Annotated in this window: 15 protein-coding genes; 8 read left to right on the top strand and 7 right to left on the bottom strand. The window is 40.5% G+C overall.

Annotation, left to right across the window (positions count from 1 at the left end):
* Positions 1–5: 5 nt before the first annotated feature.
* The 6 genes from DPV97_RS02345 to DPV97_RS02320 all read right to left on the bottom strand — a co-directional run bounded on the left by DPV97_RS02345 (position 6) and on the right by DPV97_RS02320 (position 5,118).
* Positions 6–788: a DeoR/GlpR family DNA-binding transcription regulator gene (locus DPV97_RS02345; protein ID WP_070715340.1), complete on the bottom strand. Its 783-nt coding sequence runs from the start codon at positions 786–788 to the stop codon at positions 6–8.
* Positions 789–914: 126 nt separating this feature from the next.
* On the bottom strand, positions 915–1,187 hold the full coding sequence (locus tag DPV97_RS02340; RefSeq protein WP_070714977.1) for an HU family DNA-binding protein: 273 nt from the start codon (positions 1,185–1,187) through the stop codon (positions 915–917).
* A 138-nt stretch (positions 1,188–1,325) separates the two neighbouring features.
* Positions 1,326–1,916 (bottom strand): YjaG family protein, encoded by a 591-nt coding sequence (locus DPV97_RS02335; protein ID WP_070714979.1) that lies wholly within the window; start codon positions 1,914–1,916, stop codon positions 1,326–1,328.
* An 11-nt stretch (positions 1,917–1,927) separates the two neighbouring features.
* Positions 1,928–2,992: a uroporphyrinogen decarboxylase gene (gene hemE / locus DPV97_RS02330; protein ID WP_070714982.1), complete on the bottom strand. Its 1,065-nt coding sequence runs from the start codon at positions 2,990–2,992 to the stop codon at positions 1,928–1,930.
* A gap of 10 nt (positions 2,993–3,002) precedes the next feature.
* Positions 3,003–3,797: an NAD(+) diphosphatase gene (gene nudC, locus DPV97_RS02325; protein WP_070714984.1), complete on the bottom strand. Its 795-nt coding sequence runs from the start codon at positions 3,795–3,797 to the stop codon at positions 3,003–3,005.
* A gap of 106 nt (positions 3,798–3,903) precedes the next feature.
* A complete protein-coding gene (locus DPV97_RS02320; RefSeq protein WP_070714987.1) occupies positions 3,904–5,118 on the bottom strand; it encodes an aromatic amino acid transporter in 1,215 nt (404 codons plus the stop codon).
* Positions 5,119–5,294: 176 nt separating this feature from the next.
* Here DPV97_RS02320 and DPV97_RS02315 point away from each other — a divergent pair, with 176 nt between their 5' ends.
* From DPV97_RS02315 to murQ, 8 genes are all read left to right on the top strand, one after another.
* Complete coding sequence (locus DPV97_RS02315) at positions 5,295–6,158, top strand: YicC/YloC family endoribonuclease (protein WP_070714989.1); 864 nt, start codon at positions 5,295–5,297, stop codon at positions 6,156–6,158.
* Between the two features lie 8 nt (positions 6,159–6,166).
* Positions 6,167–7,006, top strand: coding sequence for a CAF17-like 4Fe-4S cluster assembly/insertion protein YgfZ (gene ygfZ, locus DPV97_RS02310; protein WP_049363406.1), 840 nt, complete (start codon positions 6,167–6,169; stop codon positions 7,004–7,006).
* Positions 7,007–7,298: 292 nt separating this feature from the next.
* Positions 7,299–8,900 carry a lactate permease LctP family transporter gene (locus DPV97_RS02305; RefSeq protein ID WP_083313322.1) on the top strand — a complete coding sequence of 534 codons (1,602 nt, stop codon included), beginning with the start codon at positions 7,299–7,301 and terminating at the stop codon, positions 8,898–8,900.
* A 96-nt stretch (positions 8,901–8,996) separates the two neighbouring features.
* Positions 8,997–9,728 (top strand): (Fe-S)-binding protein, encoded by a 732-nt coding sequence (locus DPV97_RS02300; protein ID WP_049363405.1) that lies wholly within the window; start codon positions 8,997–8,999, stop codon positions 9,726–9,728.
* Between the two features lies 1 nt (position 9,729).
* A complete protein-coding gene (locus DPV97_RS02295; RefSeq protein WP_070714992.1) occupies positions 9,730–11,142 on the top strand; it encodes a LutB/LldF family L-lactate oxidation iron-sulfur protein in 1,413 nt (470 codons plus the stop codon).
* 5 nt (positions 11,143–11,147) lie between these two features.
* Positions 11,148–11,846 carry a LutC/YkgG family protein gene (locus DPV97_RS02290; RefSeq protein ID WP_049368675.1) on the top strand — a complete coding sequence of 233 codons (699 nt, stop codon included), beginning with the start codon at positions 11,148–11,150 and terminating at the stop codon, positions 11,844–11,846.
* Between the two features lie 97 nt (positions 11,847–11,943).
* Positions 11,944–13,062, top strand: coding sequence for an anhydro-N-acetylmuramic acid kinase (locus tag DPV97_RS02285; protein ID WP_070714994.1), 1,119 nt, complete (start codon positions 11,944–11,946; stop codon positions 13,060–13,062).
* 3 nt (positions 13,063–13,065) lie between these two features.
* On the top strand, positions 13,066–13,974 hold the full coding sequence (gene murQ, locus DPV97_RS02280; RefSeq protein WP_070714996.1) for an N-acetylmuramic acid 6-phosphate etherase: 909 nt from the start codon (positions 13,066–13,068) through the stop codon (positions 13,972–13,974).
* A gap of 60 nt (positions 13,975–14,034) precedes the next feature.
* Here murQ and DPV97_RS02275 read toward each other — a convergent pair whose 3' ends face one another.
* Positions 14,035–15,693, bottom strand: coding sequence for a phospho-sugar mutase (locus tag DPV97_RS02275; protein WP_070714998.1), 1,659 nt, complete (start codon positions 15,691–15,693; stop codon positions 14,035–14,037).
* Between the last annotated feature and the right edge of the window lie 12 nt (positions 15,694–15,705).

Genomic DNA, 15,705 nt, shown 5'->3' with positions numbered 1-15,705 from the left:
GCACTTTATGCCACATTCACACAAATTACCTCTACGCCTTGCGCCATTATGGCGTCTTTATCGGTCTGAGATAATTTGTTATCGGTAATCAGCACATCAATTTGCTGCCAGGTTAATTCCACATTTGGCATTTTTCTGCCAATTTTTTGTGATTCCACCATCACAATCACTTCACGAGACACTTCAGCCATCACTTGGCTTAAGCGAACCAACTCATTGAATGTCGTTGTACCTCGCTCTAAATCAATGCCATCGGCACCAATAAATAATTGGTCAAAATCATAAGAACGTAGCACTTGCTCGGCAATATTGCCTTGGAAGGATTCAGAACGCGTGTCCCAAGTGCCTCCCGTCATTAAGAGCGTCGGTTCATTTTCGAGTGAACGTAATGCCGTAGCCACAGAAAGTGAATTCGTCATCACAACCAAGCCTTGCTTGCGATTAAGTTGTTTAATCAAGGCGGCAGTTGTGCTGCCACTATCCACAATAATGCGATTGTGATCACGAATACGTTCTGCTGCCGCTTTAGCTAAGACTAACTTTCGTTGCGAAAGTTCATCATCTTGTTCTTCTTCGATGATTTCTTGTGGCATTAAAATAGCACCACCATATTTACGAAGAAGGAAACCATTACTTTCCAATGCGGTGAGATCTTTTCGAATAGTCACTTCAGAGGTCTCAAATAACTGTACTAGCTGTTCTACACTGACTTCACCTTGTTCTTGCAGAAGCTGCATGATGGCATGTCTGCGTTGTTGGGTATTTCGGTGTTGAATGTTTCGTTTCATCATTTATATTCCATAATAAGTTTCGGTTCGGAATTATATCAGCAAAGCAATGATTGTAAAGCTAAAATTTAGGCAACAAAAAACCCTGACAAAGCAGGGTTCAATTAAAATTCGTTTTAAGACCAATTATTTGATTGTGTCTTTTAATGCTTTACCTGATACGAACGCTGGAACTTTAGATGCTGCGATTTTGATTTCTGCACCAGTTTGTGGATTACGGCCAGTACGTGCAGCACGTTGGTTTACTTTGAATGTACCGAAACCGATTAATTGTACAGGTTCACCTTTTTTAAGGCTGCCAGTGATAGCTTCTAAAGTTGCTTCTAATGCAGCTTTAGCTTGTTTTTTGTTTAATTCAGCTGCACTTGCAATTGCATCGATTAAATCTGTTTTGTTCATAAATTTGTACCTTCTGTTAAATTAAAATTTGACTCTATTCAAATAAGCGTAGCTTTTAACAGCTACGGCTTGGCAAAGTCTAATCTAACTTAGCGGGAAATAAAAGCTCGATTTGTAAAAATTGTGACAAATCTCACGTTATTGCTCAATTTTTACACCAATATTGGAGATTCCCTCCTGTTTGATCTCGTTTCGGAGAGATAAAATCAGGTCTACATCGCGTTTTTCACAGTCTTTGAGTAAGCGATAGATTTGCCATTGAAGGTCAAGTTCTTCTTTAATTTCTTCACGGCTTTTTAGTTCGCTTTCAGAAAGATCACGATTTTCTTGAGTTTCTAACAAAGAACAAACCGTACCTAATGAAATTTGGCTGATTTGAATCGCTTTTTCGAGTGTTTCGCCTGCGATAATGGCATGCAATAATTCACCTAACGCTTCACAAGCATCGAGGGCGGGTACTACACCAAAGAAGTCGTAATCATTCACATCAGGAATAATCTCTTCGAGTTTCTCTAATTGGTTTTCGAAATTGATTTTCGCCCCTTTAACGGTTAGAAATTCCCACACTAAATTTAAAATGTTGTGATAGGTCTTTTCTGCTTGCTCCTGTTCTGTCATTTGACAAAACAGGGCAAAGTTCGGTGCCATGCGTTCGCATAAGCAAGTCATAAAGGTCAGATGTTGCCAGCTTTCAACATTTTCTAGGCGCTTGTGAATTGGATTTCGCATTTTCTTCTCGCTTATTTATGATAGGCTTTAGAGAATTCATGAATGGCATCCACGAAGATTTTTGGCGCACTTTCCTGCACGTCTTGGTGGATTCCATGGCCTAAGTTAAATACATGTCCGCTGCCTTGACCAAAATCGGCTAAGATTGACCGCACTTCTTGCTTAATACGCTCTGCAGGCGCATATAACACACTTGGATCCATATTGCCTTGTAGCGCCACTTTATGACCCACACGCGCTTTCGCATCAGTCAAATTAACTGTCCAGTCTAATCCTAGCGCATCACAGCCTGTATTAGCCATGGCTTCTAACCATAACCCGCCGCCTTTAGTAAATAAGGTTACCGGTACTTTACGGCCATCGTGTTCACGAATTAAACCATCAACGATTTTGTGCATATATTGCAGAGAGAAGTCTAAATATTCACGATGACCTAATACACCACCCCAGGTATCAAACACCATGACCGCTTGTGCACCTGCTTTGATTTGTGCGTTTAGGTATAAAATCACGGAATCCGCTACTTTATCTAATAAAAGATGCAAAGTTTGCGGTTCGGTATACATCATTTTTTTGATTTTATTGAAGGTTTTGCTGCTACCACCTTCAACCATATAAGTTGCCAGTGTCCACGGACTACCAGAGAAACCAATCAGTGGCACTTCGCCTTTTAGTTCGCGACGAATTGTGCGCACAGCATTCATCACATATTGAAGTTCTCCTTCAGGGTCAGGAATCGGTAAATTTTCGACCGCGCTTTTATTTTCAATTGGATGAGCAAATTTCGGGCCTTCACCTGCACCAAAACTTAAGCCTAAGCCCATTGCATCAGGAATAGTTAAAATATCTGAGAACAAAATAGCTGCATCTAAAGCATAGCGACGAAGTGGCTGTAAGGTAACTTCACAAGCTAAATCCGCATTGCGGCAAAGAGACATAAAATCGCCTGCTTCTGCACGTGTTGCTTTATATTCAGGCAAATAGCGTCCCGCTTGGCGCATCATCCATACGGGGGTCATATCCACTGGTTCACGTAATAAGGCTTTTAAATAGCGATCATTTTTTAATTCAGACATGGACTTTCCTTTATTTATTTTGTTCCGCTTTGCAAAGCTCAAGCGTAGCATTAATTAATTTTAGTGCGATAGTACCTGTTGGCGGTAATTCTGGCAAGGGGGCAGCGCTAGAAAACCATTGTGCATCATGCAGTTCTGTTTCTTGCAGTTGAATTTCTCCGCTGTCGTAATCAGCTAAAAAGCCCACCATTTGTGAATTAGGGAATGCCCAAGGTTGACTACCGAAATAGCGAATGTTTTTAATACGAATGCCCGTTTCTTCAAAGACTTCGCGACGAACGGCATCTTCAAAGGTTTCACCCGCTTCCACAAAACCGGCTAGCGTGGTGTAAATACCTGCTTTGCCTGGCGTGTAATGGCGTTTATGGTTAGCTAATAAAATCTCTGTGCCACGGCGAACGGCGACAATAACCGAAGGGCAAATAACGGGGTAAGTACGATAGCCACAACTTGAGCATTGAACCGCTAGCTCATCGTGAGTTTGTTCCGTTTTTTGACCGCACTTTCCGCAGAATTGGTGGGTTTTCAAAAAATGATTGATTTCCACACCTCGGCTTAATAAATGAAAATCTTCAGTCGGTAAAGATAACAAACTTCGTAAGGAAAGGTATTCTCGTTCATCTTGATCATTTTCTGCCACAAGCCATAAAGGTTGTGATTTCCATTTCCCGAGTAACATTGCTTTTTGCGTTGTGAGGCCGAGTTCATTTGCTGATCCAGAAGGTAGATCATTTTCCTGCCAATAAAGCATCGATCCTTTGGTGAGCAGCCAATATCCCTGATCTTCGGGCTGAATTGCTTTCATATTTTTCTCTTTTTATTCTAAAAGTACGGTCATTATAAAAGGGATTTTTAATAAAACGAATAAAAAAAGACCGCACCTTAAAAGTGCGGTCTTTTTTTCACTCATTTTACCCCACGACAAAAGGTAAGTAACCTGCTCGGATGGCAAAAGGAATCGAAGTAATAATCACACCGAGTACCAATACAAGCACTAATAATGCTTTACCGCCCCATACTCGATATGGCAAGTTTGGATGAATTGAGCGAGCTTTCCAAACTAATGCTACCGGTAAAACTACTGCGTAGAATGCGAACATTTGACCGGCATAACCCAGCGCGAGAATAAAACCTTCCGGATAGAAAAGGGAGAAAAGCACAGGGGGAATAAAGGTCATTAAACCTAATGAAATACGCCCTGCATGAATATCAAAAGATTGCTTGAGTAGGTCTTCGATACATTCTAATAAACCTAATGCCACCCCTAAAAATGAAGTGACCAATGCTAAAGTGGAGAAGATTTTTACCGCATTCGCAATAATTGGGCTTTGGGTGATTTCTAAGGTTGCTTTCACCAAGCCATTTAACGTGGCGTCTTCACGTAAAATTTGTAAAAACTCATTTTGGCTGAGTAAGCCGTGCGTCGAAAGCTGCCATAAAAAGTAAGCAAATAATGTGATGCCAGAACCCACTAAAATCGCAATGCGTAAGGATTTCACATTACCGTCTAAGTATTTATTTAAACTTGGAATGGAACCATGGAAACCAAATGCGGTGAAAAATACAGGGCTTGCAGAAATAATTAAGGCGTTATCAATTGGCATCGCCAATAAATTATCAAATTTAATGTTCGGTAGCATTAACGCGAGCACTAAGATAAAAGCAGCAATCATCACAAAGAATAACACTCGATTGATTTTATCCACACTGTGTGTGCCGATGACAATAAAACTGCCGAAGAAAATAGTGAATACAAGCACCGCAATTTTATTCATGGTGTCTTTGTCGCCCATAGCTGGGAGTAAATCCATTAATAAAGAACCACCACCACTCACATAAGCGGCAATTAAGGCATATAAAAAGACAATTAAAACAGCAGTGGAAATAATTCGCCCTGCTTTACCAAAATATTGTGCAGCAAGTGTGCCGATCCCCGCATCACTGTCAGCGGTTTGATACAGCTCCACGAATAAAAGTGCGGTGAAAGTAAGCACTGCCCACAAGCCAAGTAATAAGAAAACAGTCGCAGTTAAGCCAATCCCCGCAGAGGTGAGAGGCATTGCCAACATCCCCGCCCCAATCATGGTTCCTGCAACAAGTAAGGTACTTCCCACGGTCTTGTTCATTTTATCTTCCTTAGGTTGTAATAATAAATTTACGTTGATTGTATTTTAATCTTTACAGTGTGTAAAGTAGGGAAAACAAAATTCTTCTACAAAATGTACAGTAGAAATGACCGTACTTTCCCGATAAAATAGCCGGCAAATCAATTAAGACAAGAGACAATAGTAGGAGAGTGCTTATGATTTATAGTATGACAGCCTTTGCACGCCTTGAAATCAAAAAGGATTGGGGCGATGCAGTTTGGGAAATTCGTTCGGTTAACCAACGCTATTTGGAAAACTTTTTCCGCTTGCCAGAGCAATTCCGAGGCTTGGAAAACGCTTTGCGTGAGAAACTTCGTCAAAATCTCACTCGCGGTAAAATTGAATGTTCATTGCGTATTGATAGCAAAAAACAAGCGTCGGCTGAGCTTAATTTAAATAAAGAATTAGCGAATCAAGTTATCCAATCTTTACAATGGATTAAGGCACAGGCTGGTGAGGGCGAAATCAATTTAGCGGACGTATTGCGTTATCCCGGCGTGGTGGAAGCGACTGAGCAAGATTTAGATGCTATCAGTCAAGATTTGTTGACAGCTTTTGATGAATTGTTGGTGGAATTTATTGCAATGCGTGGACGTGAAGGCGAGAAATTGCAAGCCATTATTCAACAACGTCTTGATGGTATTACTGTAGAAGCTGAAAAAGTGCGGTCACAAATGCCGGCGGTTTTACAATGGCAGCGTGAGCGTTTATTGCAACGTTTTGAAGAAGCGAAGATTCAACTTGATCCACAACGAGTCGAACAAGAAATGATTTTACTGGCGCAACGTGTGGATGTAGCGGAAGAATTAGATCGTCTGCAAATGCACGTGAAAGAAACCAATAATATCTTGAAAAAGGGCGGGGCAGTGGGCCGTAAACTGGATTTTATGATGCAAGAACTTAATCGTGAGTCGAACACTTTGGCATCTAAATCCATTAATGCCGATATCACCGCTTCCGCTGTGGAATTAAAAGTATTAATCGAACAAATGCGCGAGCAAATTCAAAACCTTGAATAGGAAAAATCATGGCAACATTTATTTCATTAAACCACTATGATTTGGTGGAAGTGGCGGGCGTGGATGCGGAGAAATATCTGCAAGGCCAATTAACTTGTGATGTGGTGCATTTAGCAGCTGGCGCTTCAACGCTTACAGCGCATTGCGATCCTAAAGGCAAAATGAATTTGTTGTTCCGCTTAATTAAGCTTTCAGCAGAACAGTTTTTGATTTTAATGCCGAAAGCTTTATTGGCTCCACTCGATCATTTAAAAAAATACGCAGTGTTTTCAAAAGTCACTTTCCAAGTATTGGATTGGCAAGTTGTCGGCTTGATTGGTGAAAAGTGCGGTCGGATTCATGCGCAGATTGAATTGGATATTGATGAAAATCGTGCAATTTTGATCAATCCTACACCGTTAGATGTCACCTTTAATGGCGATGAAAAACAATGGCTTTGTGCGGATATTCAAGCGGGCTTACCAAGCTTGAGTGCGGAAACACAAAATGAATTTATCCCGCAGGCATTAAATTTACAAGCGATTGAACAAGCGATTTCTTTTACTAAAGGCTGTTATATCGGGCAAGAAATTGTTGCGCGAGCTAAATACCGTGGCGCCAATAAGCGTGCGATGTATGTGCTTTCAGGGGAAACCACGGTTACACCGAAACTTGGCAGCGAAATTGAAATGCAATTAGAAACAGCTTGGCGTAAAACCGGCACTATCGTAAGTGCGGTCAATTTTGACGGCGTTTTATGGCTACAAGTGGTGATGAATAACGATTTAGAAGAAGGGATGTATTTCCGTTTACCTGAAGATGGAATTGTTCTGAAAATTGAACCGTTACCTTATTCCATCAATGGCTAAAAAAGCTTCTTTTAATTCTTTTTAAGCTTAAAAAATCCTTGCTGGAGTCAATTTCCACAAGGATTTTTCTATTATGTATATTTGTAATGAAAATTTATTTTTTACCATAAATTATGCATTTTTATTGGTTTTTTTAAAGAGTTAAAATAATGTTATAAAGAAAAGCGAAAAATGTTAAAAAAATGTGAGAACTTTGTCACATTTTCAATTAACTACCACTAAAGGGGGGGTGGATTTTTCATTAAGAATTCATAGAATACGCGCCACTTTTTAGTCGTACAGAGGAGTGATTATGAGCTTGTCTTTTATTCTTAGTGTTTTTCCAATCATTTTATTGATTTATTTAATGGTAAAGCGTAATGCGTTACCTTCTTATGTTGCATTACCTTGGATTGCAACCTTGGTGATTGGCGTTCACCTTCTTCATTTTAATACTGACATTGTAACGATCAGTGCCAATGTGACCGCCGCAATCGTAGCGGTTCAAACACCAATTACTGTTATTTTTGGCGCAATTCTCTTTAACAAATTTTCAGAAGTATCTGGCGCAACTGATACGATGCGTAAATGGTTAGGCAATATTAACCCAAACCCAGTTGCACAATTAATGATTATCGGTTGGGCATTTGCTTTTATGATTGAGGGTGCAAGTGGTTTTGGTACACCAGCAGCGATTGCAGCTCCAATTTTAATGGGCTTAGGTTTTAATCCATTAAAAGTCGCCATGTTGGCGTTAGTGATGAATTCGGTTCCGGTTTCTTTTGGGGCGGTAGGTACACCAACTTGGTTCGGTTTTGGTCCATTAAAATTAGATTCAAAATCGATTCTTGAAATTGGTTCGATAACAGCGTTTATCCACTCCATTGCGGCATTAGTGATTCCATTGATGGCATTACGTATCATGGTGACCTGGAAAGAAATCCGTCAAAATATTGTTTTCATTTATATTAGCGTATTCTCTTGCGTGATTCCTTACTTCTTAATTGCACAGTTTAACTATGAATTCCCATCATTAGTCGGTGGTGCAATTGGTCTCTTTATTTCTGTATTTGTAGCGAATAAAGGTATTGGTTTAGAGAAAGTTGAAAACAAGTTAGATAATAATGCTGTTAGCACAGGCCAAGTTGCTAAAGCATTACTACCAACCGGTTTATTAATTTTATTCTTAATCGTTACACGTATTCCAGAATTAGGCTTAAAAGGCTTAATGAATAACAAAGATGTGTGGTTCTCCACAGCGTTAGGTTCATTAGGCACATTTGAAGTCAGCAAAGGTTTAATTTTTAGTTTGAAAAACATCTTCGGTTCAGCGGTGAGTGAAAGTTACAAACTACTTTATGTACCTGCGCTAATTCCATTTGTAATTACTGTATTAATTTCATTACCACTTTTTGGCGTGAACTTTAGAAAAACAAAAGGAATTTTTAGTGCAAGCTTAAGCCAAGTAAAAAATCCATTTATTGCCTTAATGGGTGCCTTAGTGATGGTAAACTTGATGTTAGTGGGGGGCGAGCATTCTATGGTGAAAATCATAGGTCGTACCTTTGCAGAAGTTACCGGTAGTGACTGGACAATCTTCTCTTCCTTCTTAGGTGCGGTAGGCGCATTCTTCTCAGGATCAAATACCGTATCTAACTTAACATTTGGTAGTGTACAATTATCAACAGCAGAAACTACAGGTTTATCTGTGACTTTAATTCTGGCGTTACAATCAGTCGGTGGTGCGATGGGTAATATGGTATGTATTAATAATATCGTAGCAGTTTCTTCCGTGTTGAATATTCAAAACAAAGAAGGAACAATCATTAAGACTACGATTGTACCAATGGTCGTTTACGGTATCATTGCAGCCCTTTGCGCAAGTTTCTTAATTCCGCTATTCTATGCGCTCTAAAATAGAGGCAAAAAGCAACCGCACTTTGTCGGCGGTTGCTTAACTTTTATCGAATATTTTACTTTTTATTTTCTATTACTGTTGGAGTAATTATTTATGAACGTAAATTTCTACGTTACCTGTATTGCTGACGTAGTAAAGAGCGGTGTGGCGAAAAACACCGTATTACTACTGGAAAAACTCGGTTGTAATGTTATCTTCCTTGAAAAACAAGGCTGTTGTGGGCAACCAGCATTAAACAGCGGTTACACCAAACAAGCCATCCCAGGCATGAAAAATTTAGTCGAAACCTTTGAAGTGAACGATTATCCAATCGTTGCTCCAGCAGGTTCTTGTGTTTATGCTATCAAAAACTATCCTGAGTATTTCACCAAAGTTGGTGAGTTAGATTGGGCTGAGCGAGCAAAAAAGGTCGTCGCGCGTTTCTGTGATTTAACGGATTTCATCGTCAATAAATTAGGTGTAACAGATGTTGGCGCCTATTTGCCGGGTAAAGCGGTTTATCATCCTTCTTGTAGTCTTACTCGTAAATTAGGCATTGTTGATGAACCAATCGCTCTCTTGAAAGGCGTAAAAGGGTTAGATCTTCTTCCTATTCATAATCAACAAACTTGCTGTGGCTTCGGTGGAACTTTCTCTGTGAAAATGGCAGAGATTTCTGGTGAAATGGTAAAAGAAAAAGTTGAGCATATTGAAGAGGTTGAACCACAATATTTAATTGGTGCAGATGTAAGTTGTTTATTAAACATTGGTGGTCGTTTACAACGCGAAGGCAGCAAGATCAAAGTGATGCACATTGCGGAAGTATTAATGCAAGGGGAGAAATAAGATGTCATTGAAAACCAGTAATCTTCCTTTTAAAGCGCGTGTCGATCATGAAGTACATAACACTATCATGCGTAAAGCGGTAGTGAAAGCCCAAGAAACTATTGGGGCTAATCGTCAAAAAATGGTTGACGAATTAGGTCATTGGGAAGAATGGCGTGATTTATCTAAACAGATTCGTAACCATGTTTTAGCTAATTTAGACGCTTATTTGTATCAATTAAGCGAAAAAGTGATTGAAAATGGCGGTAAAGTGTATTTTGCTGAAACTGCCGAAGAAGCGAGTGCTTATATTCGTAAAGTAGCATTAGAGAAAAATGCGAAGAAAATCGTAAAATCCAAATCCATGGTGACTGAAGAAATCGGTTTAAACGAAGTGCTTGAAAAAGAGGGCATGCAAGTGATCGAAACTGATTTGGGTGAATATCTATTACAAATTTCAGGTGATAAACCATCCCATATCGTTGTGCCTGCAATCCATAAAGATCGTCACCAAATCCGCAAAGATTTGTCTGAAAAACTCGGCTATCAAGGCGAGGAAACGCCTGAAGATATGACGCGTTTCGTACGTGAAAAAATTCGTCAAGATTTTTTAGAAGCTGATATTGGTATCAGTGGTTGTAACTTTGCCGTAGCGGAGACCGGCTCAGTTTGTTTGGTGACAAACGAAGGTAACTTACGTTTAGCGACGACCTTGCCGAAAACGCATATTGCAGTGATGGGAATGGAGCGTTTAGCACCAACTTTCCAAGAAGTTGATGTGTTAATTACGATGCTTGCTCGTAGTGCAGTAGGGGCGAAATTAACCGGTTATAACACTTGGTTAACCGGCCCTCGTCTTGCCGGTGAAACTGACGGTCCTGAAGAATTCCATTTGGTTATAGTGGATAATGGTCGTTCAGATATTTTAGCTTCTGAATTCCAAGAAGTTTTACGTTGTATCCGTTGCGGTGCCTGTTTGAATACCTGTCCAGCATATCGTCAAATCGGTGGTCATGGTTATGGTTCTATTTACCCAGGTCCAATTGGTGCAGTGATTTCTCCATTACTAGGCGGCTACGATGAGTTTAAAGAATTGCCGTATGCTTGTTCATTATGTAATGCGTGTAACTCTGTCTGCCCAGTGCGTATTCCATTAGCGCAGTTAATCTTAAAACACCGTGAGAAAATGGTAGAGTTAGGTAAAACTCCCGCGATGGAACGTTTATCTATTTTTGGTTTCACCACAGCCAATGCCAACCCAACACTATGGAAAACAGGTGTGAATATCGGTGCAAAATTAGCGGGTAAGCTGATCAAAAATGGGAAAGCACCAATTACATTTGGTGCATTGGGTGAATGGACAAAAGCACGAGATTTACCACAAGCAGATGGCGAAAGTTTCCGTCAATGGTTTAATAATAGAGAGAGAGGGTAATAAGCATGGATTTACAAAATCGCGAAAATTTTCTTAATAAATTAGCGGCGAAAATGGGTAAAGCCCGTGCTATCATACCTGAACCGATGGATGTACCAGTCAATACATACCCAACTGAGCGTTTAACTCATTTAAGTGCGGTTGATTTAGCGAATGAATTTACCAATTCTGCTAAAACCATGATGGTGGATGTAAATGTGTGTAGAGAGTCTGATGCAGTACAAACCTTACTTGCTCTCTGTGAAAAATATGGCGGCGGTGATGTTGTGCTTAATTCCGATGAAAGATTGACCGCACTTGGTATTCCAGCGGCGCTTGAAGCGAAATATACTTGCCATACATGGTCACCAGAAACGGCACAAGATAATATTAGTTTTTCTGAAAAAGCTAATCTTGGTGTGGTTTATGCAGAATATGGTTTGGCGGAAACTGGCGGAATCGTCTTATTCTCTAGTGCAGATCGTGGACGTTCAGTGAGTTTATTACCTGAAAAATCGATTGTTGTTGTACGTAAAAGCCAAGTACTTCCACGTGTTGCACAAGTGGCGAAAGTATTACACGATAAAGCACAACAAGGCGAGCGTATGCCATCTTGTATCAATATTATCTCAGGTCCAAGTTCAACGGCAGATATTGAATTGATTAAAGTGATTGGCGTACATGGCCCAGTAGCAAAAATCTATTTAGTCATTGACGACTTATAAGAATCATCCATGATGAAAAGAGAGAACTACAATGTTCTCTCTTTTTTTATTTTTTTAAAATCCGCTATAATTCTGAAAAACTCACGAATTGAATATTATGACTTATTATCTTGGCATTATGTCGGGCACCAGTCTTGATGGTGTCGATATTGCTCTTACTGACATCCATTCGAATCAAACCAAATTAATTGCGGCCGATTTCACGCCGATGCCAGCAAATTTACGTGAAAAAGTGACCGCACTTATTCAATCTGGCGAAACCACTTTACAGGCTCTAGGGGAGCTTGATCATCAATTTGGTTTTCTTTATGCCGATTGCGTAAATGCCTTTTTACGTAAACATGAGTTAAAACCTGAGCAGGTCGAAGCCATTGGCTGCCATGGTCAAACAGTGTGGCATTCCCCAAAAAGTCAATTCCCGTTTACCATGCAAATCGGTGATATGAATTTATTAGCCGCTAAAACAGGTATTACGGTTGTTGGTGATTTGCGCCGTAAAGATATGGCGTTTGGTGGACAAGGGGCGCCTTTAGTACCCGCTTTTCATCAAGCGGTATTTTTTGATCCTAACTGGGCAACGGTGGTGCTTAATATTGGCGGTATTAGCAATATATCGTTATTGATACCCGAACAGCCTGTCATTGGCTTTGATACGGGAACCGGTAATGCCTTGCTCGACCAATGGATCGAAAAACATCAAGGCAAAGCTTACGACAAAAATGGTGAATGGGCGGCTTCGGGTCAAGTAAATCCAGATTTGTTAGCGGCATTATTAGATGAAGATTTCTTTCAACTACCCCCACCGAAAAGCACGGGGCGTGAATTATTTAATTTGGCTTGGCTAGAGAATAAAATTCAAAAAATAGCAGGTAAAACGACCGCACTTTTACCACAAGATGTGCAAGCCACCTTGGCTGAATTTACCGTGCAAAGCATTGTTTTAGCCCTTAACAATATTCAGACAGCATTACCATGCCGATTACTTGTTTGTGGCGGTGGCGCTAAAAATCAGGCGATCATGAATGGCTTAAAACAAGCATTGCCAAGTTGGCGTATTCAGCTGACGACTGAATTAGATCTTGATATTGATTATGTGGAAGCAGCGGCATTTGCTTGGCTCGCTTATCGTCGTATGCATAATTTGCCCGCTAATTTACCGAGTGTAACGGGCGCTACAAGTGCGGTCAGTTTAGGGGCGATTTTTCCAAAGGAATAAACTATGGCAGAGAATTTATTACAAACCCTTTCAACTTTAATTACTGAGCAACGGAATCCCAATTCCATGAATGTGGATAGTTTATCTGCATTGGAAATTGTGCAATTAATGAATGATGAAGATAAGCAAGTGCCTTTGGCAATTGAAAAATGTTTACCTCAAATTGCCCAAGCGGTCGAGCGTATTGTTGCCGCATTTCAAAAAGGTGGTCGATTAGTCTATATTGGCGCGGGAACCAGTGGTCGATTGGGGGTGCTCGATGCTTCTGAATGCCCACCAACATTTGGCGTGTCACCTGAAATAGTGAAAGGTATTATTGCAGGTGGTGAGCGTGCATTGCGTCATCCAATTGAAGGGGCGGAAGACAGTAAATCGCAAGCCGTGGTTGACTTACAAACAATTCACTTTTCCTCAAAAGATGTGTTGGTGGGGATTGCTGCAAGTGGCCGAACCCCTTATGTGATCGGTGCATTGGAATATGCGAAAAGTTTAGGTTCAGTGACCGTTTCGATTGCAAGTAATCCGAATTCAGTGATGGCGAATATTGTGGATATTGCCATTGATACGGTAGTGGGACCAGAAGTACTGACGGGTTCGAGCCGTTTAAAATCAGGTACGGCACAAAAATTAGTACTGAATATGCTGACTACAGCTTCTATGATCTTAATGGGTAAATGCTATCAAAACTTAATGGTGGATGTTCAGGCAAGCAATGAAAAGCTTAAAGCTCGTGCCATTCGTATCGTCATGCAAGCCACGGATTGCAATAAGGCTCTCGCAGAAGATACATTAAAGCAGGCTGATCAAAATGCGAAATTAGCGATTATGATGATTCTGAGTGGATTAGATCGTGCTCAAGCTGAGGCTTTATTGGAAAAACATCAGGGCAAGTTACAACTTGCATTGAAATAAGCAAAAATAAAACGCTAGGCATCAAACCTAGCGTTTTTTATTATTTAATAGTTTGCTCAATTAGCAATCTTGTTTGCCGTAAGCATCTTGACGAAGGATTTGACGAACGCCTTCATCAAATTGTGCTAAAACGTGATCCGCGTCTTTTGGATCTTTACCACGAGCATCAAGATAGAACTTGATTTTCGGCTCAGTACCAGATGGACGAACGATTAAGCGGCTACCGTTTTCTAATACGAATACAAGGATGTCGCTTTGGCGATCAGTTTTAGTGTGGTCGATGAATTGTGCCACTTTAACACCACCTACTTCAGCTGGAGGCGTGTTACGAAGTGCGGTCATTAATTTACCAATTTCAGATAAATCGCTTACACGGATAGAAATTTGACCACTTACATAAGCACCGAATTCTTGCGTGAAGTCATTGGCGTAATCCGCTAAGGTTTTACCTTGTGCTTTTAAGTGACGCACTAAATCTAAGAACACGATCGCCGCTGAAATACCGTCTTTATCACGTACTTTATCTGGGTCAACTAAGTAACCAAGTGCTTCTTCAAAACCGAATAATAAGCCTTGAACTTTACCGATGTATTTGAAACCGGTTAAGGTTTCTTCTGATTGGAAACCGTATTTTTTCGCAATTTCAGCAAGCGCAGGAGATGACACTAAAGAACACGCTAATACGCCTTTCTCACCTTTTGCATGATATTGTTTTGCTAAATACCAACCTAAGAAGCAACCTACTACGTTACCGTGTAAAGGTTTCCAGTTACCTTGCGCATCAGGAACAGCCACTGCTAAACGGTCTGCATCAGGGTCATTGGCAATAATGAATTCTGCATTGTGTTCTTTTGCTACTTTAATCGCTAAGTCTAATGCTCCTTTTTCTTCTGGGTTAGGGAAGTTTACCGTTGGGAATGTGCCATCTGGCCATACTTGTTCTGCCACAATGTGAGGTTGTGGAAGGCCTGCTTTGGTTAAGGTTTTGCTTAATACTTCATAGCCTACACCGTGCATTGCGGTATAAACGTAGTTAATAACTGATTTAGGCTCTTTAGCAAGAGAAGCGGTTTTTTCGATATAAGCGTTAACCACTTCATCATCTAACACCACATAATCTTGGCTACGTGGTAAATCTTTTACATTGCCCGCTGCTACTTTATCGATTAATGCGGCGATATCTTTGTCAGCAGGAGAAACGATTTGGCCACCGCCGTTCGCTTTACCTAAGTAAACTTTATAACCGTTATCTTCTGGAGGGTTGTGACTCGCAGTCACCATGACACCAGCAGTGGTATCAAAATATTGAATTGCGTAAGCTAATACTGGCGTTGGTAATTTACGTGGAAGTAAATAAGCTTTCACGCCTGCACCCGCCATGATTTCAGCGGTATCACGAGCGAAAACATCAGAGTTTTTACGACCATCGTAACCAATCACGATAGAAGGCTGTTTGTCGTAATCTTTTAAATAATCCGCTAAACCGCCTGCTGCCTGTGCCACTAAAACACGGTTCATACCCATAGGGCCTGCTTGTAATGGCCCTCGAAGCCCAGCAGTACCAAATTGTAAACGGCCGCTAAAGCGAGTTTGTAATTCAGATTGTGCTTTTTCATCACCATTTTTTGCCGCCGTTAAAAGTGCGGTTAATTCTGCATGAGTTTCAGCATCAGGATCTTGGTTTAACCAGTTTTGTGCGATATCAAAAATCGTTGTCATGATGTTTTCTCC

Source organism: Haemophilus parainfluenzae, from assembly GCF_003253005.1.
Lineage (GTDB): Bacteria > Pseudomonadota > Gammaproteobacteria > Enterobacterales > Pasteurellaceae > Haemophilus_D > Haemophilus_D parainfluenzae_M.
The sequence above is the reverse complement of the archived record's forward strand: the minus strand, read 5'-3'. Positions and strand labels throughout refer to the sequence as shown.